The sequence below is a fragment of the Sphingobium sp. TomMM7A genome, assembly GCF_055397305.1.
The window spans coordinates 442,929-467,203 of sequence record NZ_AP027311.1; the positions used below are offsets into that span (position 1 = coordinate 442,929).

Consider the following 24,275-nt stretch of genomic DNA (forward strand, 5'->3'; position numbering starts at 1 on the left):
CTCTATTTGTCCCCGCCTAATATGATTGCTCATCGGGTCAGAAGCATAAGACGATAGTATTAATCCGGGGCGGGGAGGGCCGATAAGGCCTTGCCAACGGAAGATCGCAGACAATGGGCAATAGCTGATCCGCTAATGCCATGAGTCGATGAAGATGGAATTTCTCGATGCATGCGCGTTGAGGAAGCGGTCTTCTGCGCACTTCTTTGAACCGTCCCATGACGACAGGTGGGATGGAAAGATGGATTTCGAGCGCGAATGGAATGTCGATGCCGCCGCTGACCGTCAGCAAGCGCATGACCCGGTATTGGATTCACTCGCCGCTCGGGTGAAGGGGCACCATATCCAGCCAGGCACAATGCGCACGGTGGCCGCTGGCCCGGACGGCGTTGTCGTCCTTCCTGCCGGAACCGACATCAATCAAATTGAGGTCGATGGCCGCAACCTGATCGTCACGTTGCCGGACGGCACTCAGATGGTGATCCTGGACGGCGCGGTCGTAATGCCGCACATCGTTGTCGGCGACGTAGAAATCCCTTCGGTCAACCTTGCGGCGCTGTTGATCGGCGAGGAACCGCAGCCCGCTGCTGGTCCGGCTCGCAGCTCTGGCGGCAATTTCCTGGCAGCCGAGGGCGACGTCGGAAATCCTCACGGCCTGGGCGATCTGCTCCCGCCGACCGAATTGGCCTTTACGCAGCCTGAACAGCGTGAAATCCTCCCCATCGCGCCGAATGAGGAAGATCATGTGCCTGAACTGGAGGTCCCCACCTCCGGCCCTGGCACTGTCGTGGACGAGTCCGGCCTGGGAACGGTAAACCGTCCTGGCGGATCTCCTGGTTCGAACGAACCGGCCCCGGTCGAGACGACAGCCGGCACCATCACCTATGTCGCGGTCGATACACCCGCGACGATCAGCATCAACGGCCAGGTCGTCACTGGACCGGGGCAAACGATCACCGGCGCCCACGGCACGCTGACGATCACCAGTGTTGCTCCAGGTACGATCGAATACAGCTATACATTAGCCGACAATACTTCGGGCGATACCGTGACCGATAATTTCACGGTGACGGTTACCGATGCTGACGGGGACAGCGTCACCAAGGCGCTGGTGGTCAACGTCATCGACGATGTGCCTACCGCGCACGATGACCTGGCTCACCAGGGTACAGAGGGTGCGCCGGTCGTCATCAACGCCTTTACCAATGATGTGTTCGGCGCAGATGGGGTCGATATCGACAATAATCCCGCCGTACGCGTGACGATTGTCAACGGTCCAGCAGAAGGAGCGGTGGTGTACGACCCCGCGACCGGGCTGTTCACCTTCACCCCGGCGGCTGGACAGGAAGGCACGGCAACCTTTGTCTACCAGATTCAGGATGGCGATGGCGATACCTCCCAGGCGACAGTCACTGTCACCCTGGAGCCCGATTCTACGCCGACCGTTGAGGTTCAGGCTGGATCGGACACGCTGGTCGATGAGTCTGCGCTCAACCCCAATGGTTCTAATGCTGACTCCACCGCGGAGACCGCCGCCGGAACTCTGATCGTCACGACAGGAAACGACACGGTCGGCTCGCTGGTCATCAATAATGTGGATGTGACCAATGGCGGGACCGTCCAGGGCAGCTTCGGCACCCTGACCGTGACCGGGTCCCCGGCGTCCGGATACAGCTATAGCTACACGTTGGGAACGGCCACCTCGGGCGACAACACCAAGGATAGCTTCGCCGTCACCATTACCGACAGCGATGGAGACACCGCAGGCACGACGCTGACCATCGGCATCGTCGATGATCAGCCGCAGGCGGTTGACGATGTCGGCAATATTGTCGTCGAGGATGCTGCCACCAACAGCCTGTCTGGCAATGTGCTGACCAACGATGTGTCTGGCGCGGACACGCCCAAGAGCTTTGTTGCCTGGGGCGCGGACGCAGCGGTGGTGGCGCAGCTCAACAGCTACGGCACGCTGGTGCAGAACAGCGATGGCAGCTGGAGCTATGTGCTGGATAACAGCCGGGCGGCGACGCAGGCGCTGGGCAGCGGGTTCAGCCAGGACTTCACGCTCCATTATACGATGCAGGACGCGGACGGCGACCAGTCGCCCGCGACCCTGACGATCACGGTGAAGGGCGCGGACGACAGCGCGACCGTGGTGACGGCCTCGCTGAACGGCCCTGACGCGACCGTCTATGAGGCGGGCCTGCCGAGCGGCACGGCGCATGACGGCAGCCATGTGACCAGCGGCAGCTTCACGGTGTCTGCGACCGACGGGATCGCGAGCATCACGGTGGGGAGCACGAGCTTCACCCTGGCGCAGATGCAGGCGTTCGGCACGACCAATGGCGTTGTGAACACGGGCGAGGGGACGCTGCTGCTGACCGGCTACAATGCCGCGACGGGGGCGGTGAGCTACAGCTACACGCTGCTGGCGACGATCGACAATGACAGCAAGACGGGCGCGACCCTCACCGAATATGACGACAGCGTCACGGTGAGCGTCAACGGCATCAGCGGCACCAGCGGCAGCGACACGCTGATCGTGCGGATCGTCGATGATGCGCCGCATGCGGTCAATGATGCGGGCGGCACGCTGACGGAGGATGTGGCGGGTAGCCTGTCTGGCAATGTGCTGACCAACGATGTGTCGGGTGCGGACACGCCCAAGAGTTTTGTTGCCTGGGGCGCGGATGCAGCGGTGGTGGCGGAGCTCAACAGCTACGGCACGCTGGTGCAGAACAGCGATGGCAGCTGGAGCTATGTGCTGGACAACAGCCGGGCGGCGACGCAGGCGCTGGGCAGCGGGTTCAGCAAGGACTTCACGCTCCATTATACGATGCAGGATGCCGATGGCGACCAGTCGCCCGCGACCCTGACGATCACGGTAAAGGGCGCGGATGACAGCGCGACCGTGGTGACGGCATCGGCGGAGGGTCCGGACGCGACCGTCTATGAGGCGGGCCTGCCGAGCGGCACGGCGCATGACGGCAGCCATGTGACCAGCGGCAGCTTCACGGTGTCTGCGACCGACGGGATCGCGAGCATCACGGTGGGGGGCACGAGCTTCACCCTGGCGCAGATGGAGGCGTTCGGCACGACCAATGGCGTTGTGAATACGGGCGAGGGGACGCTGCTGCTGACCGGCTATAATGCCGCGACGGGGGCGGTGAGCTACAGCTACACGCTGCTGGCGACGATCGACAATGACAGCAAGGCGGGCGCGACCCTCACCGAATATGACGACAGCGTCACGGTGAGCGTGACCGGCATCAGCGGCACCAGCGGCAGCGACACGCTGATCGTGCGGATCGTCGATGATGCGCCGCATGCGGTCAATGATGCGGGCGGCACGCTGACCGAGGATGTGGCGGGGAGCCTGTCTGGCAATGTGCTGACCAACGACGTGTCTGGCGCGGACACGCCCAAGAGCTTTGTCGCCTGGGGTGCGGATGCGGCGGTGGTGGCGCAGCTCAACAGTTACGGCACGCTGGTGCAGAACAGCGACGGCAGCTGGAGCTATGTGCTGGACAACAGCCGGGCGGCGACACAGGCGCTGGGCAGCGGGTTCAGCCAGGACTTCACGCTCCATTATACGATGCAGGACGCGGACGGCGACCAGTCGCCCGCGACCCTGACGATCACGGTGAAGGGCGCGGACGACAGCGCGACCGTGGTGACGGCCTCGCTGAACGGCCCTGACGCGACCGTCTATGAGGCGGGCCTGCCGAGCGGCACGGCGCATGACGGCAGCCATGTGACGAGCGGCAGCTTCACGGTGTCTGCGACCGACGGGATCGCGAGCATCACGGTGGGGGGCACGAGCTTCACCCTAGCGCAGATGCAGGCGTTCGCCGCGACCAATGGTGTTGTGAACACGGGCGAGGGGACGCTGCTGCTGACCGGCTACAATGCCGCGACCGGGGCGGTGAGCTACAGCTACACGCTGCTCGCGACGATCGACAATGACAGCAAGACGGGCGCGACCCTCACCGAATATGACGACAGCGTCACGGTGAGCGTGACCGGCATCAGCGGCACCAGTGGCAGCGACACGCTGGTCGTGCGGATCGTCGATGATGTTCCGCAGGCGGTCAATGATGCGGGCGGCACGCTGACCGAGGATGTGGCGGGGAGCCTGTCTGGCAATGTGCTGACCAATGATGTGTCTGGCGCGGACACGCCCAAGAGCTTTGTTGCCTGGGGTGCGGACGCAGCGGTGGTGGCGCAGCTCAACAGCTACGGCACGCTGGTGCAGAACAGCGATGGCAGCTGGAGCTATGTTCTGGACAACAGCCGGGCCGCGACGCAGGCGCTGGGCAGCGGGTTCAGCCAGGACTTCACGCTCCATTACACGATGCAGGATGCCGATGGCGACCAGTCGCCCGCGACCCTGACGATCACGGTCAAGGGCGCGGATGACAGCGCGACCGTGGTGACGGCATCGGCGGAGGGTCCGGACGCGACCGTCTATGAGGCGGGCCTGCCGAGCGGCACGGCGCATGACGGCAGCCATGTGACCAGCGGCAGCTTCACGGTGTCTGCGACCGACGGAATCGCGAGCATCACGGTGGGGGGCACGAGCTTCACCCTGACGCAGATGCAGGCGTTCGGCACGACCAATGGCGTTGTGAACACGGGCGAGGGGACGCTGCTGCTGACCGGCTATAATGCCGGGACGGGGGCTGTGAGCTACAGCTACACGCTGCTCGCGACGATCGACAATGACAGCAAGGCGGGCGCGACCCTCACCGAATATGACGACAGCGTCACGGTGAGCGTGACCGGCATCAGCGGCACCAGCGGCAGCGACACGCTGGTCGTGCGGATCGTCGATGATGCGCCGCATGCGGTCAATGATGCGGGTGGCACGCTGACCGAGGATGTGGCGGGTAGCCTGTCTGGCAATGTGCTGACCAATGATGTGTCTGGCGCGGACACGCCCAAGAGCTTTGTTGCCTGGGGTGCGGACGCAGCGGTGGTGGCGCAGCTCAACAGCTACGGCACGCTGGTGCAGAACAGCGATGGCAGCTGGAGCTATGTTCTGGACAACAGCCGGGCCGCGACGCAGGCGCTGGGCAGCGGGTTCAGCCAGGACTTCACGCTCCATTACACGATGCAGGATGCCGATGGCGACCAGTCGCCCGCGACCCTGACGATCACGGTCAAGGGCGCGGATGACAGCGCGACCGTGGTGACGGCCTCGCTGAACGGCCCTGACGCGACCGTCTATGAGGCGGGCCTGCCGAGCGGCACGGCGCATGACGGCAGCCATGTGACCAGCGGCAGCTTCACGGTGTCTGCGACCGACGGGATCGCGAGCATCACGGTGGGGGGCACGAGCTTCACCCTGGCGCAGATGGAGGCGTTCGGCACGACCAATGGCGTTGTGAATACGGGCGAGGGGACGCTGCTGCTGACCGGCTATAATGCCGCGACGGGGGCGGTGAGCTACAGCTACACGCTGCTGGCGACGATCGACAATGACAGCAAGACGGGCGCGACCCTCACCGAATATGACGACAGCGTCACGGTGAGCGTGACCGGCATCAGCGGCACCAGTGGCAGCGACACGCTGATCGTGCGGATCGTCGATGATGTACCGCAGGCGGTCAATGATGCGGACAGCGTGACGGAGGGTCTTGGCAACAAAGCGGACGGCAATGTGTTCACCGGGGTTGGCGGCACGGATGCTAACTCGACCGATGGCACGGCGGACACGATCGGCGCGGATGGCGCGGCGCCTGGCGGCGCGGTCACGGGGGCTCGGGTCGGCACGGAAGCCGGAGGCGGTGCGCTGACGGGGGTGAGCGCTGCGGGTACGACGATAAGTGGCACCTATGGCGATCTGCTGATCAAGTCGGATGGCAGCTATACCTATACGCTCAATACCGCGTCGATCCCGGCGGGCGTGACGAGCGAGACCTTCACCTACCAGATCAAGGATGGGGATGGCGACACAGACCTGGCCCAGCTGGTGATCAGCTTGAACCAGGATGGCCGCGTGCCCGATGTGACGGGCGACACGAGCACGGTCTATGAGGATGGCCTGGCCGACGGTTTGCAGCATGGCGCGGCCAGCGAGACCGATACGACTGGCCAGTTCACGGTCAATGCCAATGGCGAGAGCTACACGCTGACGCTCGATGGCGATCTCAACCCAGCGCAGGCGATCACGGCGGTGGGGCAGCAGGTGTTCACGAGCAAGGGCGTGCTGACGATCACCTCGATCTCGGCGCCAGATGTGAACGGCGTCGTGACCTATGGCTACAGCTATACGCTGGATCATGCGTTGACGCACAGCGGTCAGGGCGAGATCAACCCGCTGACCGACACGATCAGCATGACGGTGACCGACGCCACTGGCGACAGCGATGCGACGCCTGGATCCATCGTCGTCTCTATCGTGGATGATGTTCCGACATTGTCTTCCGTTACCGATTTGTCGGTGGCGAATTCCATTCACACCTACAGCGGGAATGACGTCAGCTTCACCTATGGTGCCGATCAGGCGGGCAGCATCACGCTCACCCACCTGACTGACATAGCGGGCATCGTTTACACGGGCGACGGCACCGGAACGTTGACGGCCAGCGTGAACGGCAATCCCTATTTCACGGTATCCGTTGATCAGGCGACAGGCGATTATACGGTGGACGTGCTGACTACACGACCAGTGGTCGATACGCCGCTCAGCTTTAGCAATATTGCGCCTGGCAATTACACGACGGTTACCCTGCCCGGCGGGCAGGTGTTCGACGGCGTTTCTTACGGTAGCGCAACGACGACCGCCCAAGCCTTCACCAACGATGGGTCGACGATCAATCCGTCGGGCAACGGTTTTGGCGTGGCGAACAACCTCATCAATGACAATGAAGGCTTCCTGTTCAGTAATCACGACTCTTCGTCCCTGAGCTTCGACGTTAATTTCCAGCCGAACACATCGACGGTGACGGTGAGCTGGGCGACCTATGCGGGCGGCACGCCGACAGCTGGTGCGTTGCCACTTCAAACCGGGACTTTCCTCGTCACGAAGGATGCTGACGGGATCACCCATGTCGATATCGATCCGACACTCGATTTCGATCACATGGTTGTCCGCTTCGATTACAGCGAGAGCGGCAATCCAGCGGCGCGCGTTGAAAATTTCAGCGTAACGCAGCAGGTCATTCCTGACGATCAGGTGCTGCAGTTCGCAGTCACGGTGAAGGACGCAGATGGCGACATTGTCACCAGCACGACACCCACCACCACGATTGATGTTACGTTCCAAGGCGGAGCGCCGGTTCCGCCGGTCGCGATAGATCTGGACGGCGACGGTCTGGAATTTGTCGATCGTTCGCTGGGTGTCACCCACGATTATGGCAGCGGCACGGTCAGCACGGCCTGGGTCTCTTCCGACGACGGCCTGCTCGCTCATGCGACGGGCGGTTCTTACGACATCGTCTTCGCGGACGATGCGCCGGGGGCGAAGAGCGATCTGGAGGGTCTGCGCCTTGCATATGACGGTAATGGCGATGGTGTGTTCGACGCCCATGATGCCGCCTATTCCGAATTCGGCGTCTGGCAGGATTTGAACAGCAACGGTGTGGTCGATGGCGGCGAGTTCAAGTCGCTGGCCGACATGGGCATCGCATCGATCAAGCTGACCTCTGATGGCCAGAGCTATCAGGCGGCGGGCGGCGACGTGACAGTGCTGGGGGAAGCGACCTTCACCCGTACTGACGGCACGACGGGCACTGTCGGTGACGTGGTGTTCGCCACCTCCAAGGATGTCGATCTCGCCAAGACGGAAAGCACCACCAGCGGCTTCAACCAGGCGCTGATAGCGGCGAGCCTGGTGGCGGTGGCCGGTGCTGTCGAGACGTTGGAGCAGGCGCCTGCCCCGGTCGTCGCTCAGGCCGAGACGACGGTGGATACCGCACCGACGGCTACAACCAGCACGGCGTCCGAGCCTGCCAACGAAGGCGACGCAAGCACATCGGTGTCGAGCGAAAGCCAGGATAGCCATGTTGCGGATCAGCCGGTCGAGCAGACGAGCCACAGCGGCAGCGACGATTCGGCTCCAGATCATTCAACGCTTTCGGGCGGCGATGATGCACCGGTTCATGCCGCCAATGATGATGGCCAAGCGCAGCCCGCGCTGGACGATCATCAGGGTTTGCTCGCCCAGGCGGTTAATCTCCCGGTCTTCGACGGCAATGCGGCGGCGCTCGTTGCGGCGCATGACGCGGCTCCGAATGCTCAAGCAGCACAGGTGGTAGCCGAAGCTTTGGGCCATGCGGGGACGCCAAACATCGATGCGCTGCTGGCCGCGTTGCCGGGGGGCGAGCATGCGCCAGTGCTGCTCAATTCTGTTGCGGGCGACGCTGCCGATGCAGGCCATCTGATGGCGATGGCGGCCAGTGTCTTCGATGCGGCGATGGTCGCGCATGAAGCGATGGCGGTCGCTCACGGGTGATCGCCATGGTTCGGATTTCTCGCGGGAATATTTGGGGGAGAATGATTATGCGGAACAGGTTGAGAAGCATCGCTTCCTTCGGCCTAGCGGCGGGGATGATGTCGACGGGGGCCTTGGCGGCACCCGCTTCGCCCCTGATGCAGATGGGCAATTCGGAGCTCAAAGGCGCGCTCAAGAGCCGTTATGACACGGCCGTTGCGGCGGCGGGCGACGCAAGCTTACGGGCAGCGCAGGACAGCCGCTGGACCTGGGCCGTAGAGGCCAAGAACCAGTGCGGCATTGCGCTGGGCTTCATGAAATCCGGCACTAAGGATGCGGACAGCATCAATAAGTGCGACGACTTTGTGGCACGCCTTTCGGCGTCGCCACCGCCGCCGGTGCCGACCGCAGCTTCAGCCCCACCCGCGCTGGACTGCACGGCACCGGCGGTGTCCATATTCTTCGACTGGAACATGGACACGCCGCTGCCCGAGGGCGCGGCGACGATCAACCAGATCACGCAATCGGCCGCCCAGTGCGGTTGGACGCGGTTCGGCGTCACCGGCTACACCGATACGTCGGGCGGCAAGGGCTATAATGACGGCCTGTCGCTGCGCCGGGCGCAGAATGTCGCCGGGCTGATGAGCCAGGGTGGCATCGCGATGGACGCGATGACCGTCAGCGGGCTGGGCGAGACCCAGCTGAAAATCGAAACTGCCGACAATGTGCGCGAACCGATGAACCGTCGGGTCGAAGTCACTGCCAGCACCAATTGAGGGGAGCGCAATCATGACAATCCTGCGCAAGACATGCGGCAGCCTGATGGCGCTGTGCGCCGCGACCATGGCAACGACCGGTTGGGCACAGACCACGGACCTGAAGAGCGCCATTGCGGCCGCGATCGACAGTCATCCGGAAATCAACCAGGCGATCCAGAACAAGGAAGCGATTGAGTTCGAACGCGAACAGGCGAAGGGGTTGTATCTGCCCCGGGTCAGCGTGGAAGGATCGGCTGGCATTCGTCGGTTGGAGAATAACACGCGCCGGACGCTTGGCCTTGGCGACCAGACGCTCTACCCGCTGGAAGCAAGTGTGCTGGCCGAAGAAACGCTGTTCGATTCGGGCTATCGCGGCGCCGAAAAGCGGCGTCAGGCCGCGCGGATCGACGGAGCTGCGCTGCGCGTGGGCGAACGGTCACAGTTCGTCGCGCTGAACGTCACGCGGCAGTATCTGGATTATATGCTGCAACAGCGGGTCGTCGCGGCGGCTGAGGACAATATCGCTTTCCACCGCAAGCTGCTCGGCGATCTGGGCGAGGGCGTGTCGAAGGGGTCGATCAGCATCGCCGACCAGCAGCAGGCCGAAGAGCGGCTGCAATCCGCGCTTGTCCGCAAGAGCGAAGCTGAGCAGGACTTGACCAACGCAGCGATCAGTTTCCGCACGCTGACCGGTCTTTCGATCGATCAGGTGTCGATGCCGGATGCGGTGACGAGCGCTGTACCGCCGACGCTGGACGAAGCGATTGCGGGCGCGCGCACCAACAATCCGCTCATTCGGGAAGCTGAGGCTGACATCCAGGCGGCCCATGCAGTCGTCGACGAGGCGGAGTCCGAGCTTGGACCCAAGGTTGTGCTGGAAGGGCGCGGCCGCGTCGGTGAGGATGTGGACGGCTTCCGTGGCAGCACCAATGACGTGCAGGGCCGTGTCGTCCTGCGCTGGCAGCTGTTCGATGGCGGTATCAACCGGGCGAAGGTCCAGGAAATGACCCGTCGGGCCAGCGAGGCGCGTTTCCGGCTCAGCCAGCGTGAGCGTGAGGCGGAAGATGATGTGCGTACTGCCTGGAACCGTTGGGATACGGAAAAGAAGCGGCTGACCGACTTGTCGCGTCAGGGCACGGTGTCTGATTCCCTGCTGGTGTCCTATCGCGAGCAGTTCAACGTTGGACGCCGTTCGCTGCTCGACGTGCTGGATACGCAGAATACCCGCTTCAATACGCAGGTGCGGACGGAAACCGCCCGCTTCTCTGAAATCTTCGCGCAATATCAGATTCTGGCGGCGACCAATCAGTTGCTCGATACTCTGGGGATAGCCCAGCCTTCGGGCGCCAATCCCTATGCGCGCAAGAAATATGATGTCCCGGATCTGCCGCCCGCCGAATTGCAGCGGCGGCGCTATCCGGGCTGAGTTTCCATCTTTGGGGTCACCCCGGCTTCGGCCGGGGTGGCGCGGGGTAAACAATGTTGGGACGAAGCACATTAAGTCTGGCCGAATGGCTGGACCATCAGAGTTCGCCCGGTGACGAGCTGACCGAATGCATCGCCCATGTGGCGCGGCATTTCGATCGATCGCCGGGGATCGTGGCTCTACGGGCGGGTCTTGCCGTTGATGAATCCGGGCGTTTGCCCTTTCATCAGGCGGAATCCGCGCTGGATCAGATCGGCCTGCTGAGCGACCATGTCCGCGGGAGGCTGGACAAATGGCGGCCCGCCAACCTGCCAGCCATCCTGCCGCTAAGGGGCGAGCGTTTTCTCCTCCTGCTGGACATCAAGCAGGGCGATGCGCTGGTTCAATTGCCGCATGCGAGCGAGCCGGTATGGGCGCGGCTTTCCGACCTGGAATCCTATTTTACCGGTGAAGCGCTGGCGGTCATGGCCGATCACGGCCGCGAACGGGCCGAGGAAAGGCCATGGGACGAGCGGGCGCGGCAGCATTGGTTCTGGCGCGAAGTCTGGCGGGCGCGTGGGTCCTTTGGCTATGTCATGCTGGCGGCGGGGATCATCAACCTTCTCGCCTTCGCGTTGCCGCTGTTCACGATGAACGTCTATGACCGGATCATTCCGAACAAGGCCGCTTCCAGCCTGTGGGTATTGGGTGCGGGCGTCATGCTGGCCTTTGGGCTGGATTTTGCTTTGCGGCTCGCCCGGGCGCGGCTGGTTGACGAGGCTGGCCGGGAAATTGACGAACGGCTGTCGCAGCGGTTGTTCGAGAAGGTGATGAACGTGCCGCTCGCCAGCCGTGCGGGCAGCACAGGGGCGCTGGCACGGCGCGTGTCGGAATTTGAAAGCGTCCGGGAATTTTTCACATCGACCACCGTGGTGCTGGTGGTGGATATCAGTTTCCTGTTCGTGTTTGTCGGCATCATCGCGCTGCTGGGCGGATGGCTCGCGGTCGTGCCTGTCGTCATGATCGGCATCATGGCCACGGCCGGGTTCTTCCTTCAGCGCTCCATGGCCAGTCTGTCGCGTGATGCGCAAGCGGATGCGAGCCTGCAAAGCGCCGCGCTGGTGGAAGCGATCGGGGGCATCGAAACGCTGAAAGCATGCCGCGCCGAAGGGCGGATGCTGGAACGGTGGCGCCGTTACGCCCGGATGAGTGCATCGACGCAGGAAAAGCTGCGGCGGCTAAGCTCGACCAGCGTAACACTTGCGTCGCTATGCCAGCAGGTCACGAGCATCGCATTGGTGATCGGCGGATTTTACATGTTCGCCGCGGGCGAGATCACCATGGGTGCGATCATCGCTATCGTCATGCTGGCTGGCCGGTCATTGGCGCCGGTTGGACAGCTGGCCTTCGTCATCGTGCGAGCACGGCAGGCGATGACGACTTTAGGCAGCCTGCAGACGCTGATCGATCAGCCGGACGAGCGGCTGGACGGAGCGCGTGGTATCATCCCGAAGGTGCGCAAGGGCGCGATCGTCGCCAAGGGGCTGGAGTTCAGCTATCCGGGCGCGTCGCAGCCAAGCCTGAAGGGCATCGACCTGCGCATCGAACCGGGCGAACGGATCGGTATCATCGGGCGCGTGGCGTCGGGCAAGTCGACGCTGGGGCGGGTGCTGTGCGGTCTTTATCCTCCGGGCGGTGGCATGCTGACCATCGATGATGTGGATAGCCGCCAATATCATCCGCACGAACTGCGCGCTGCCTTCCGCTATGTCGGGCAGGATGCGGAGCTGTTTAGCGGGTCGGTGCGGGAAAATCTGCTGCTGGGCGCGCGGGACGCCGACGATGAGAAGTTGCTGGACGCGCTGGAGCGCTCGGGCGCGTCGCGCTTCTTCGGGCGGGATGCCGCCGGGTTCGACCTTCATATCGGTGAGCGCGGCAGTCGCCTGTCGGGCGGGCAGCGGAGCTTCCTGGTGTTAGCGCGGGCGTTGGTGGAGCCGACCAGGCTGCTCTTCCTCGATGAACCGACCGGGGCGATGGATAATCAGACGGAAAATCTGTTTGTCGACCATCTGGCAAAGGCGCTGGAGCCCGAACAGACGCTGATCGTATCGACGCACCGCCATGCACTGCTGCGGATCGTGGATCGGTTGATCGTGATCGACCAGGGTGTGGTTCTGGCGGACGGGCCGCGCGATGAGGTTATCGGACAGCTGCAAAAAGGAGCGGTCCAATGATCGGGCGGGCATGGAGGTTGCCAGCGTCTGAAGCTTGCATGCTCGGCCTCGGGGGCGCGCTTGTTATAGCCTTGGCGGCGGGAACGGTTGGCTGGCGCGGGCACGACGTTCCCAAGGCTGCGGTCGAAACGAAGATCATGGACGGTGCGCCCGCCATACCCCGTGAGTATCGCGCGCTGGTGGAGATCACAGAGAGCGAAGCCGCGCCCTTAACGACTGGGCAGGAGGCGGCGGTGCAGAATGGCAGGCTCCGGTTTGCGTCCGGAGCGATTGCCGCAGCATCGCCTTTCCGAACGCTTCAATCCGCAGGCGAGGACAGGAGCCGCGCGCTGCAATGCCTGACGCAGGCGATCTATTATGAAGCAGCGGCCGAACCGGAAAGCGGCCAGCGCGCGGTGGCGCAGGTCGTGCTCAACCGTGTGCGTCATCCCGCCTTCGCCAAGACGGTGTGCGGCGTGGTGTATCAGCGTTTTAACGCGTCAGTGTGCCAGTTCAGTTTCGTATGTGACGGGTCACTTGCGCGGCGACCTATGGCCGTCCTCTGGAACCGGGCGCAGCGGATCGCGGCGGCGGCGCTGGCAGGCCACGTCGAACCGAGCGTTGGCACGGCGACCCATTACCATGCCGATTATGTGTTCCCTGGATGGGCGCCGCATCTGGCGAAGCTGGTGAAGATTGGTGCGCACATCTTTTATCGCTGGCCGGGCGCGTGGGGGCTGCCGCGTGCTTTTACGGGGCGCTATGCGGGGGGTGAATATATCCCTGCCTTCGATCCATCGCAGATGGTGGCGATGAAAGCGCCGGAGATCGATTATCCCTCGGTGGCGGCACTGCCCGAACGCCGGGCGGCCAATGATGTGGGCGGGCGGATGGACCCGTCCAAGGGATGGAAGCTGTCCATTCCCGATCCTTCGCAAGGGGGCGGCGCTCTCACCAACATGCTGGCCGCGCAGGAAAAGGCGAAGGCGGTGGCGCTCGCTGCCGATGAACATGCAATGCAAGAGGCAAAACCATGATGGGGCGCTGGATCAGCTGGCTGCGGGGGCAGCCGGGCAACAAGCAGGTCATCCTGTATAGCGGCGGAGGCATGCTGGCGTTCCTGTTGTGGGCCAGCCTTGCGCCGGTGGATGAGGTGACGCACGGGCAGGGGCGGGTGATCCCGTCCAGCAAAGCGCAGGTCATCCAGTCCGCCGAGCCGACCACGATCGAGGAGATATTGGTCCGGTCGGGGCAGAAGGTCAGCAAGGGCCAGTTGCTGGTGCGTCTGGATGACGCGATGCTGGCGTCCGAACTGGGACAGTTGCAGGCGGAGACGCGATCGCTGACGGCGCGGGCGGGACGGCTGGAGAAAGAAGGCACCGGTACGGGCGCCAACTGCGCCACGGGCGGCCCCGAATGTCAGCAGGAGCAGGCGCTGGCCGCAGTCCGGCAATCTGCGCTTCGCAGCAAGCAGGATGGGCTTTCGGCCCAGGTGGAGCAGCGCCGCCGGGAATTGGGCGAGGCGCAGGCGACTATCGAGAGCCTGGGCGGCAGCGTACAGCTGGCGCGGCAGCGGGTGGCGATGCTGGAGCCGCTTGCGGCCAAGTCCATTGTCCCGCAGACCGAATTGCTCGACGCCCGGCGTGAGCTGGTGGATGCGCAAGGGCGGCTCAACGCGGCGCAGCAGCAGGCGTCGCGTGCATCGGCCGCGATTCGCGAGGCACAGGCGCAATTGTCCGAGGCGAATTTTCAGTTCAAACAGGATGCGCTGAACGAACGTAGCCAGCTGGAGGCCAAGATTGCGGTCAATAGCGAGTCCCTGCGCGGCGCGAAGGGCCGGGCGCAGCGCGCGGAAATTCGTTCGCCCGTCGATGGCGTAGTCAACGATGTGCAGGTGACGACCATCGGCGGCTTCGTGACGGCGGGCCAGAAGATCATGCAGATCGTTCCCATCGGCGACAAGTTGCTGGTGGAAGCGCGGGTGAAGCCGAACGACATCGCCTTCATAAAGACCGGTGATCGTGCGGTGATCAAGGTGACCGCCTACGACTTTTCCATCTATGGGGGCCTGAGCGGCACCGTGCAGCAGGTGTCGGCCGACAGCGTCTATGATGAAGCGACGCGGGAGGCCTATTTCACGGTGGTCGTGGAAACCGACCGCGCGTGGTTGGGCACGGGCGCGCACAAGCTGCCCATTACGCCGGGCATGGTGTGCGATGTGGAGATATTGACGGGCCGCAAGTCGGTGTTGGCCTATCTGCTCAAGCCCATCATGAAGGCGCGATCGGAGGCTCTGCGGGAGCGGTAAGCAGTGAGCGCGCTCAGCGAGCGGCGAACTGGACCGGCTGCGGCGTCTTCACGCGATAGCCGTGGGTCCAGCGTCCGTAGGCGTTGAAGCTCATGATGGGCCGATAGTCGCTGACCTCTGAAGAAGGCAGCACCCGATCTGTCATATTGTCTAGGACCATCAGGTCGCTGCCTACACGCACTGCCAGCACCGCGTGATCGGCCTGCCTCACCAGATCGCGTGCGATGACGAGGAACATGGCGTGGCGATCGAAGCCAGCTGCTTCCAGAAGCTGCATCTTGGCGATGGCGTAGTCTTCGCAATCGCCAGCCCCGCGTTGGAGCGACTGGCTGGCTGAAGCCCAGCTGTCGCGGCCCTGCCGATCGTCAACGAAGCGTAGGCGGCTGTTGACCCAGCTATTTACCATTTCCACCTGCCGTAGTCCGGCGGCGGCGCGCGCCGACCGCAAGAGGCTGGCCGACAGGACCGTAGCCGGAGCGGAGCGGGCAGCGGCGGCCCATTTGTCGTCGAGCGGCGTCCGGCTGACTGCCATCGCAACCGATCCGAAGATGTCCGGCTGTCCCGCGCGCGGCGCTGGAGCAGATGGCAGCGGGGTGGGCTTGGGCATGGCGAAGGGGGCCGCAGGCGCTGTGATGAGGTCGCGCATGAAGGTGGGCACGAGGTCGGGCTGCTTATAGCTCAGTGCAGGCTGGCTGAGGGTCAGGCGGATGCCTTGCAATTCCCATCCGGGCATCCGCCACAGCGTCCGGTCAACGCGGCTGTCGTTGACGATAGCCTGCGGTTCCGCGACTGGCGGGGCCCAGTTGAAGGATGACGTGCTGCCCTGCTGCGCGCTGATGGCTGCGAGGCGGCTCACGCCGCCTGCGAGCAGGGTGGACGCCAGGCGATCGGTCTGTCCATAGTCTGCGCCCTTCAACGCGGCGCTGGTGATGCCGGTCGGCGTAAGGGTTTGCGCAAGCGCGGCGCCGCTCTGAACCGACAGCAGCAGAGCCGGTGCGGCAAGCGGTGCGATGCGAAGGATCTGGGCGAAGCCTGACATGCTTGCCCGTATCGCGCGGAAGATTGAACATCCCGTCGCCCGCAGTGGTTAATGCTGCGGTAGCCACTAAATCTGGAGGGGGCACTGTCGCGCGGCGATGCTTGCCCGCGAGAGGGTTAGGCGTCGATCGCTTCTTCGTCCACCGTCGCGGCATTTTCCTGGATAAAGGCGAAGCGGTGGGCGGGGTTGGTTCCCATCAGGCGCTCGACCAGTTCGCGTACTTGCTGGCGATCCTCGATGTCGTCGGGCAGGGTGATGCGGATGAGGCTGCGGGTCTTGGGGTCCATGGTGGTTTCGCGCAGCTGGCCCGGATTCATCTCGCCCAATCCCTTGAAGCGGCTGACTTCGACCTTCTTGCCCTTGAACTCGGTGCGCAACAATTCTTCGCGATGGGCATCGTCGCGGGCGTAGAGGCTCTTGCCCCCGGCGACGAGGCGATAAAGCGGCGGCTGGGCGAGATAGAGGTGCCCGCGTCGCACCAGTTCCGGCATTTCCTGGAAAAAGAAGGTCATGAGCAACGTCGCGATATGCGCGCCATCGACATCAGCGTCGGTCATGATGACGACGCGTTCGTAGCGGAGATTGTCGGGATTGCAGTCCTTCCGCGTGCCGCAACCGAAGGCCAGGATCATGTCCGCGATTTCCTGGTTCGCCAGGATCTTTGCGTTATTGGCGGAAGCGACGTTCAAGATTTTGCCGCGTAGGGGCAGGATCGCCTGCGTCTTGCGGTCGCGCGCCTGTTTGGCCGACCCGCCTGCCGAATCGCCTTCGACCAAAAAGATTTCCGTGCCTTCGGGATCGTCGGTCGAGCAATCGGTGAGCTTGCCGGGCAGGCGCAGCTTGCGGGCCGAGGTCGCGGTCTTGCGCTTGACCTCCTTTTCCGCCTTGCGCTTCAGGCGCTCGTCCATGCGGTCGATGACATAGGCGAGCAGCGCCTTGCCGCGCTCCATATGGTCCGACAGATAATGGTCGAAATGGTCGCGCACCGCGTTCTCGACGAGGCGAGCGGCTTCCGGACTGGTCAGGCGATCCTTGGTCTGGCTCTGGAATTGCGGATCGCGGATGAAAACGGACAACATGATTTCCGAAGAGGTCACGATGTCGTCTGCGGTGATGTCCTTCGCCTTCTTGTTGCCGACCAGTTCGGCGAAGGCGCGGATACCTTTGACCAAAGCGGCGCGCACCCCGGTCTCGTGCGTGCCGCCGTCGGGTGTAGGGATGGTGTTGCAGTACCAGCTGTAACTGCCGTCCGACCAAAGCGGCCAGGCGATCGCCCATTCGACGCGGCCTGCGGTGTCAGGAAAATCCTGGCTGCCAGAGAAGAAGGCGCTGGTGGCGCATTCGCGTGTGCCGATCTGTTCCTTCAAATGATCGGCTAAACCGCCGGGGAACTGGAACACGGCCTCGGCTGGCGTGTCGTCGCTTATGAGTTCGGGCGCGCATTTCCAGCGGATTTCGACGCCTGCGAACAGATAGGCTTTGGAACGGGCAAGCCGGTAAAGGCGGGCGGGCTTGAATTTCTGCTCGCCGAAAATGTCTTGATCGGGGATGAAGCTGACCGATGTGCCACGCCGGTTAGGTGCCCCGCCAATCTTCTGAAGGCCGCTGGTAGGCAAGCCCTGCGCGAAGCTTTGACGGAACAATTCCTTGTTGAGCGCGACTTCGACCACGGTCACGATCGAAAGCGCGTTCACTACGCTGATGCCGACGCCATGCAGGCCGCCGGACGTGGCATAAGCCTTGTCGGTGAACTTGCCGCCCGAATGAAGCGTGGTGAGAATCACTTCCAGCGCCGATTTGCCGGGAAATTTGGGGTGCATGCCAACCGGAATGCCCCGGCCATTGTCGGTGATGGTCAACTTATTGCCGGGCTCCAGCGTGACCTCGATCCGGGTGGCGTGTCCCGCGACCGCTTCGTCCATGCTGTTGTCGAGCACTTCGCTGGCGAGATGATGGAGCGCCCGCTCGTCCGTCCCGCCGATATACATGCCCGGACGGCGGCGAACCGGCTCCAGTCCTTCGAGCACTTCGATGGAGGATGCATCGTAATCGGAGGAGGAAAGCGGCTGGCTCGCGAACAGATCGGACATGCGCACAAGCTATAAGCGGGTCGGCGGCGGGCGCAAGCAGGAGCTATGAAGAAGGGGCCGGTCTCATCGACCGGCCCCTTCAAATTTCAGAGCTGAATGCAGGTCAGCGAACGCGCGGACCGCCGAAAGGCAGAGGCGGAGGCGGACGGCGCGTGCCGCGCGGCAGCTGAGCCTGATAGGCCCGGCCGCAATGTTCCACGCAATAAGGGAAGCCGGGGTTCACTGTTTCACCACAGAAGTGGAAGTCCGGTTCGCCCGGATGGCCCATCGGCCACTTGCAGATACGCTCGGTCAGATCGAGCAGCGACGTCTTGCCTGCGATTTCCGGGCTAGGCTTTGCAGGGACCAGGCGGCGGGGAGGGGCAGGTGGGATCGGTGCCTGCTGGTCGCCGGGACCCTGGCGAAGGAAGCCGCCCGGACCAACCGATATGATGCGTGGCTGCGGCGCGGGTGCAGGAGCGTCTGCGGCAGGAGCTGCGGCAGACTGTGCGGGCGCGGGCGCAACCGACGGCGCGGGGCGTGCGGGCGCCGGCGCGCTATGTTGCACGGGCGCGGCAGGTTTGGGCGCTTCGGCCTCAGGTGCAGGCTTGCGGACGGGGGCAGCCTTTTTGGGCGCCTCGTTCGGCTTTACGGGCGAAGGGCGTGATTGCAGGCCAAGGCGATGCGCCTTGCCGATCACGGCATTGCGGCTGACACCGCCCAGTTCGTCTGCGATCTGGCTGGCGGTCAGGCCTTTTTCCCACATTCCCTTGAGCTGGTCGATACGCTCGTCGGTCCAGGACAATGAATGACTCCTCAAATTCTCTGGCTAGCGCCCTATATGGGACGCGCCTGCACAGGTTAAAGCCCATGCACAACGCCCTTGCGGCACAACAGACCAGCCGATAGTCGATCGAAGCATGAACGAACAGCCCCAATTTTCCGTATCCGCCTCTTCGCCTCCTCCTTTTCATGAGCCGGGTGAGCTTGTCATTCGCAACGTCAACTGGGCGGGCACCCGAGCGCTCTACCAGAAAGAGGTGCGCCGCTTCATGAAAGTGCAGCTCCAGACCATCTGGGCGCCTGCCGTCACCACGCTGATGTTCCTCATTATTTTCTCGATCGCGTTGGGCGGGGCGAACCGGCAGGTGCTGGGCGTCCCCTTCGCGGACTTCATCGCGCCGGGGCTGATGATCATGGGCATGATGAATAATGCCTTTGCAAATAGCAGCTTCTCCCTGCTGGCTGGGAAGATGCAGGGTACGCTGATCGACTATCTGATGCCGCCGCTTTCCAATAGCGAGTTGCTGCTGGCTTTGGCAGGCGCGGCGGTGACGCGGGCGTTTTGTGTGGGATTGGCGTTATGGGGCGCGATGGCGCTGTGGCCGGGCGTCCATGTAACACCGGCGCATCCCTGGGCGATCGTCTGGTTTGGGCTGATGGGGGCGGCACTGACAGCGTTTATCGGGGTACTGACATCGATCTGGGCGGAAAAGTTCGATCATGCCGCCGCGATCACCAATTTCGTGATTGGGCCGATGACGCTGCTGTCGGGCACCTTCTATTCCATTGACCGGCTGGCGCCCGTGTTCCGCGCAATCAGCCATGCAAATCCGTTTTTCTACGCGATATCGGGCTTTCGTTATGGCTTCGTCGCGGCGGCGGATGGGGATGTTGTCGTGGGGAGCATCGTGCTGTTGGTGCTCAACGTGGCTCTGGCACTGCTGTGCTATGTGCTGTTGAAGCGTGGATGGAAGCTCAAAGCCTGATTTAGCCTCGGCGTTAATGGATCAGATGAACCCGGCTATCACGGGAATGGTCAGGGTCATGACGAACAGGCCCCCTGCCGCGATCAGCCAATGATGGAGACGGGGAAGGCCGATGTCATCCCGGCCCCCCTCCGGTTGAACATTCATCAGATGACGCCCTTGCCGCCCACGCGGGTTAGGGCAAAGCCTGCTGCTTCGGCTTCGCTGCGCGGATAGATGTTGCGCAGGTCGATGAGCAGAGGCTTGTTCATCGAAGCGGCAAGACGCTTGAGATCGAGCGCGCGGAAAATGTCCCATTCCGTGACCAGCACGAGTGCGTCGGCGCCAGTCGCGGCCTCGTAGGCATCTTTCGCCATGGTGACGCCCGACATCATCGGTCGGGCGACATCCATGCCTTCGGGATCATAGGCGACGATCCGTGCGCCCGCATCCTCCAGAGCCTGGACGATGGCGAGGCTGGGCGCATCGCGCATGTCGTCAGTGTTGGGCTTGAACGTTAGGCCAAGCAGCGCAACAGTCTTGCCGCGCGCTTCGCCGCCCAACGCCTTGACGATTTTGCGACCCATTGCACGCTTGCGCAGGTCGTTGACCTGCACCACCGTTTCCACGATGCGGATCGGCGTGTCGTAATCCTGCCCCGTCTTCACCAGCGCGAGCGTGTCCTTCGGGAAGCAGGAGCCGCCATAGCCGGGGCCTGCATGGAGGAATTTGCTGCCGATCCGGTTGTCGAGGCCAATGCCGCGCGACACGTCCTGCACCTCGGCGCCGACAGCTTCGCACAAGTCGGCCATCTCGTTAATGAAGGTGATCTTCGTCGCGAGGAAGGCGTTGGCGGCATATTTGATCAATTCCGCCGTGCGCCGTCCAGTGAACATGACGGGTGCCTGATTGAGGTTCAGCGGCCGGTAAATCTGCGCCATGACGGTCATGGCCCGTTCGTTGCCGGTGGTGCCCACGACGACGCGATCCGGCCGTTTGAAATCGCTGATCGCAGCGCCTTCACGGAGGAATTCCGGGTTGGAGATCACCTGGATATCGAGGTCCGGGCGTACTTCCTGGACGATGCGCTCAACCTCGTCACCCGTGCCAACCGGCACGGTCGATTTGGTGACGATGACCGTCGGGCCGTCCACAGCTTCGGCAATTTCGCGTGCGGCGGCGTAGACGTAGCTGAGGTCCGCATGGCCATCGCCGCGGCGTGAGGGCGTACCCACGGCGATGAAGATCGCGTCCGCGCCTTTCACGCCCGCAGCAAGGTCGGTGGTGAAGGTGAGCCGACCGGCTGTCGCGTTGTTGGCAACGAGCTGATCAAGGCCGGGTTCATAGATCGGCATACGGCCGGACAAGATCGCATCGATCTTGCCAGCGTCCTTGTCGACGCACACGACGTCATGGCCGAAATCGGCGAAACACGCGCCCGAAACCAGGCCGACATATCCCGTGCCGATCATCGTGATCTTCATAAACTACCCGCTGCCTCGTTCGAAAAAATGAAGGATTGACTGCGCCCTAGCATAGGTCATCGCACCTGCGAAAGCGCGCGTCGGAATTACCCCTTGTTCAGGGGATGGTTACGATTTGCTGGCAGGGGGTAGCCTTAAAGGCTCGCATCAGGGGGCAAAGATGAAAGTTGCGGTGGTATTCGGGACCCGCCCCGAAGCGATCAAGCTGTTTCCCGTCATTCACGCGTTGCGCGCGCGGGATCATGTCGACGTGCGCGTGATCGTCACGGCGCAGCATAGAGGGTTGCTGGATCAGGTACTCGACATTGCGGGTATCAAGCCGGACATCGACCTCGACGTCATGACGCCGAACCAGACTCTGGATGGTCTCACGGCAAAGCTGATCGTCGATCTGGGCAAGGCGTTCGATGCGGAGAAGCCGGATCGGATCGTCGTGCATGGTGACACGCTGACGACCATGGTAGCGAGCCTTGCCGCCTACTATCGGCAAATTCCGGTCGCGCATGTGGAAGCGGGATTGCGCAGTGGGGATATTTATCATCCCTGGCCTGAAGAGGTGAACCGGCGCGTCGTCGCTTGCGTGGCCGACATGAACTTTGCGCCCACCGGCGCGGCGGCCGATGCCCTGATGCGGGAAAATCGCGATGCGGCCAGCATTCACATCACCGGCAACACGGTGATCGACGCGCTGCTTGCGACGCGCGAGCGGATTGCGGGCACGCCAGCCCTCGCGGCGGGCCTTGATGAACTGGCGTCGCGCTTTTCAGGGAAGCGCATCATCGCCGTCACCAGCCATCGACGGGAAAATTTCGGCGGGGGCATGGAAGCGATTGCCCGATCCATCGCCGACATTGCGGCTCGTCCGGATGTGGCGGTGATCTTCCCCGTTCATCCCAATCCCAATGTGCGCCCGATTATGGAGGCGGTCCTTGGGAAGCTGCCGAACGTCGCGATGATCGAACCGCTCGATTATCCGCATTTCGTGCGACTGCTCGACATGTGCCATCTGGTCCTGACCGACAGCGGCGGCGTGCAGGAGGAAGCGCCGTCGCTTGGCAAGCCGGTGCTGGTGATGCGCGAAACAACCGAGCGACCTGAGGGCGTGGAGGCCGGGACGGCCAAGCTGGTGGGCACCGACCGTGCCCGCATTGTTGGTGAGGTGTTGGCGTTGCTCGACGATGACGAGGCTTATCGGGCGATGGCACGGGCGCATAATCCCTTTGGCGATGGCCGCGCGGCGCAGCGGATCGCGGCTGTCATCGCGTCGGGAAGCGTCGAGGCGGAAGGTCTGGAGGAGGCGGCATAGCTTGGCCGCGCCCGTCTGCTGATCCTGCGTTCGCCAACAGTTTTCGACCTCATCGTCCGGGGATCGTTCGTTACCGGAATCTTCAGCATTTGCCTTCAAAAACAGGGGCAACTGATAGATTTTCCGGGATTATTGCATGCCTATCGACAAGCAGCAGAAGGTTTCCGTCATCGGGCTGGGTTATATCGGGCTGCCGACTGCGGCCCTTATCGCCCGCGGCGGAGCGCATGTCGTGGGCGTCGATGTCAGCGCTCATGTCGTTGAAACCGTCAATTCGGGCCGAGTGCATATAGAGGAAGTCGATCTGGATGGCCTGGTGCAGGGCGTGGTCGCGCGCGGGAACCTGCGGGCTAGCCTGACTGTCGAACCGAGCGACGTTTTCATCATCGCTGTTCCCACGCCGGTAGCGGAAGATCGCGCGCCGGATATCTCCTATGTGCTGAACGCGGCGCGAACCGTTGCTGAGGTACTGAAAGCGGGCAACACGGTAATATTGGAGTCCACATCACCCGTCGGCACCACTGAGGCCATGCGGGACCTGTTCGCGAAGATTCGCCCTGACCTCAAAATGCCAGGACCGGGCACGGCCGGGGACGTCGCAATCGCCTATTGCCCGGAGCGCGTTCTGCCGGGCCGCATTCTGGTCGAATTGATCGACAATGACCGTTGCATCGGCGGCATAACGCCGCGATGCGCGCGCAAGGCATTGGCCTTTTACCGTCAGTTCGTGCGGGGAGCCTGCATCACGACCAGCGCGCGTGCCGCCGAGATGGTGAAGCTCGTCGAAAACAGCTTCCGCGACGTCAATATCGCCTTCGCCAACGAATTGTCCGTCATTGCGGAAGGCATGGACATTGACGTGTGGGAAGTGATCCGCCTCGCCAACCGTCACCCGCGCGTGAACATCCTTCAACCCGGACCGGGAGTGGGCGGGCACTGTATCGCAGTGGACCCCTGGTTCATCGTCCATGGCGATCCGGAGAATAGCCGCCTGATCCGCGCCGCGCGCGAGGTGAATGATGCAAAGACCGACCATGTCGTTGCAAAGGTATCGGACCTGATAGACGAGTTTCCGGGCGAGGACGTCGCCTGCCTCGGCCTGGCCTTCAAAGCAAATATCGACGATTTCCGCGAAAGTCCCGCCGTGAAAGTGGCAAGCCGTCTGGCCCGCCGTTACGGCCGCCGCATCAAGTTGGTTGAGCCTTACGCGCAGGCTTTGCCCATGGAGTTTGCGGGCACCGGGGCGGAACTCATCGATCTCGATACGGCTCTGGAACAATGCGGCGTTTTCGTCATTCTGGTTGATCATGATATGTTCAAATCAGTCCCGGTGGACGAGCGTTTTGGCAAGGCGGTTTACGATACGCGCGGCGTATGGCCGGACCAGCCGCGCCGCCTGCCGCACGATCAGCCGGGGCGTATGGCGGGTTGACCGAGAGCTGCTTGGCCCAGAGCGCCTTGGCCGCAGTTGCCATGGCCATTTAGCCTCGCTAACCCCGCCCAAGCGT

14 protein-coding genes are annotated in these 24,275 nt (G+C 63.1%); 9 read left to right on the forward strand and 5 right to left on the reverse strand.

What is annotated here, in order from left to right; all coding sequences use genetic code 11:
• Window positions 1-241: 241 nt before the first annotated feature.
• From ACZ5ZH_RS02420 to ACZ5ZH_RS02445, 6 genes are read left to right on the forward strand one after another with little or no spacing between them, the layout of a single operon-like run.
• Window positions 242-8,458, forward strand: coding sequence for a VCBS domain-containing protein (locus ACZ5ZH_RS02420; protein WP_464772057.1), 8,217 nt, complete (start codon window positions 242-244; stop codon window positions 8,456-8,458).
• 47 nt (window positions 8,459-8,505) lie between these two features.
• The gene (locus ACZ5ZH_RS02425) at window positions 8,506-9,213 is read left to right on the forward strand and encodes an OmpA family protein (RefSeq protein WP_464772058.1); all 708 of its coding nucleotides are present in this window, start codon (window positions 8,506-8,508) and stop codon (window positions 9,211-9,213) included.
• A gap of 13 nt (window positions 9,214-9,226) precedes the next feature.
• Window positions 9,227-10,621, forward strand: a complete 1,395-nt coding sequence (locus ACZ5ZH_RS02430; protein ID WP_464772059.1) for a TolC family protein — start codon at window positions 9,227-9,229, stop codon at window positions 10,619-10,621.
• Between the two features lie 53 nt (window positions 10,622-10,674).
• A complete protein-coding gene (locus ACZ5ZH_RS02435) occupies window positions 10,675-12,834 on the forward strand; it encodes a type I secretion system permease/ATPase (RefSeq protein WP_464772060.1) in 2,160 nt (719 codons plus the stop codon).
• Window positions 12,831-13,850, forward strand: a complete 1,020-nt coding sequence (locus ACZ5ZH_RS02440; protein ID WP_464775203.1) for a cell wall hydrolase — start codon at window positions 12,831-12,833, stop codon at window positions 13,848-13,850. Before ACZ5ZH_RS02435 ends, ACZ5ZH_RS02440 begins: the two co-directional genes overlap by 4 nt.
• Window positions 13,847-15,121: an HlyD family type I secretion periplasmic adaptor subunit gene (locus tag ACZ5ZH_RS02445; RefSeq protein WP_464772062.1), complete on the forward strand. Its 1,275-nt coding sequence runs from the start codon at window positions 13,847-13,849 to the stop codon at window positions 15,119-15,121. Before ACZ5ZH_RS02440 ends, ACZ5ZH_RS02445 begins: the two co-directional genes overlap by 4 nt.
• Before the next feature lie 13 nt (window positions 15,122-15,134).
• On the opposite strand, the gene ACZ5ZH_RS02450 is transcribed toward ACZ5ZH_RS02445, so the two are convergent.
• From ACZ5ZH_RS02450 to ACZ5ZH_RS02460, 3 genes are all read right to left on the reverse strand, one after another.
• Entirely contained in the window at window positions 15,135-16,160 is a 1,026-nt protein-coding gene (locus ACZ5ZH_RS02450; RefSeq protein WP_464772063.1) for a transglutaminase-like cysteine peptidase, read from the reverse strand.
• A 116-nt stretch (window positions 16,161-16,276) separates the two neighbouring features.
• Window positions 16,277-18,250: a DNA topoisomerase IV subunit B gene (gene parE, locus ACZ5ZH_RS02455; protein ID WP_464772064.1), complete on the reverse strand. Its 1,974-nt coding sequence runs from the start codon at window positions 18,248-18,250 to the stop codon at window positions 16,277-16,279.
• Window positions 18,251-18,353: 103 nt separating this feature from the next.
• Window positions 18,354-19,034, reverse strand: a complete 681-nt coding sequence (locus ACZ5ZH_RS02460) for a GcrA family cell cycle regulator (RefSeq protein WP_449471591.1) — start codon at window positions 19,032-19,034, stop codon at window positions 18,354-18,356.
• Window positions 19,035-19,149: 115 nt separating this feature from the next.
• On the opposite strand from ACZ5ZH_RS02460, the gene ACZ5ZH_RS02465 reads away from it, so the two are divergent.
• A complete protein-coding gene (locus tag ACZ5ZH_RS02465; protein WP_464772065.1) occupies window positions 19,150-19,998 on the forward strand; it encodes an ABC transporter permease in 849 nt (282 codons plus the stop codon).
• A gap of 21 nt (window positions 19,999-20,019) precedes the next feature.
• Here ACZ5ZH_RS02465 and ACZ5ZH_RS02470 read toward each other — a convergent pair whose 3' ends face one another.
• Together ACZ5ZH_RS02470 and ACZ5ZH_RS02475 are read right to left on the reverse strand one after the other, a co-directional pair.
• On the reverse strand, window positions 20,020-20,145 hold the full coding sequence (locus ACZ5ZH_RS02470) for a hypothetical protein (RefSeq protein WP_460987722.1): 126 nt from the start codon (window positions 20,143-20,145) through the stop codon (window positions 20,020-20,022).
• Window positions 20,145-21,461: a UDP-glucose dehydrogenase family protein gene (locus ACZ5ZH_RS02475; protein WP_464772066.1), complete on the reverse strand. Its 1,317-nt coding sequence runs from the start codon at window positions 21,459-21,461 to the stop codon at window positions 20,145-20,147. The genes ACZ5ZH_RS02470 and ACZ5ZH_RS02475 overlap by 1 nt, the downstream gene beginning before the upstream one ends.
• A 160-nt stretch (window positions 21,462-21,621) precedes the next feature.
• Between ACZ5ZH_RS02475 and wecB the strand changes: the two genes are divergently transcribed.
• Both wecB and wecC read left to right on the forward strand, forming a co-directional pair.
• Window positions 21,622-22,767: a non-hydrolyzing UDP-N-acetylglucosamine 2-epimerase gene (gene wecB / locus ACZ5ZH_RS02480; protein WP_449471597.1), complete on the forward strand. Its 1,146-nt coding sequence runs from the start codon at window positions 21,622-21,624 to the stop codon at window positions 22,765-22,767.
• A 136-nt stretch (window positions 22,768-22,903) separates the two neighbouring features.
• Window positions 22,904-24,199 (forward strand): UDP-N-acetyl-D-mannosamine dehydrogenase, encoded by a 1,296-nt coding sequence (gene wecC / locus ACZ5ZH_RS02485; protein WP_460987724.1) that lies wholly within the window; start codon window positions 22,904-22,906, stop codon window positions 24,197-24,199.
• Window positions 24,200-24,275: the final 76 nt, after the last annotated feature.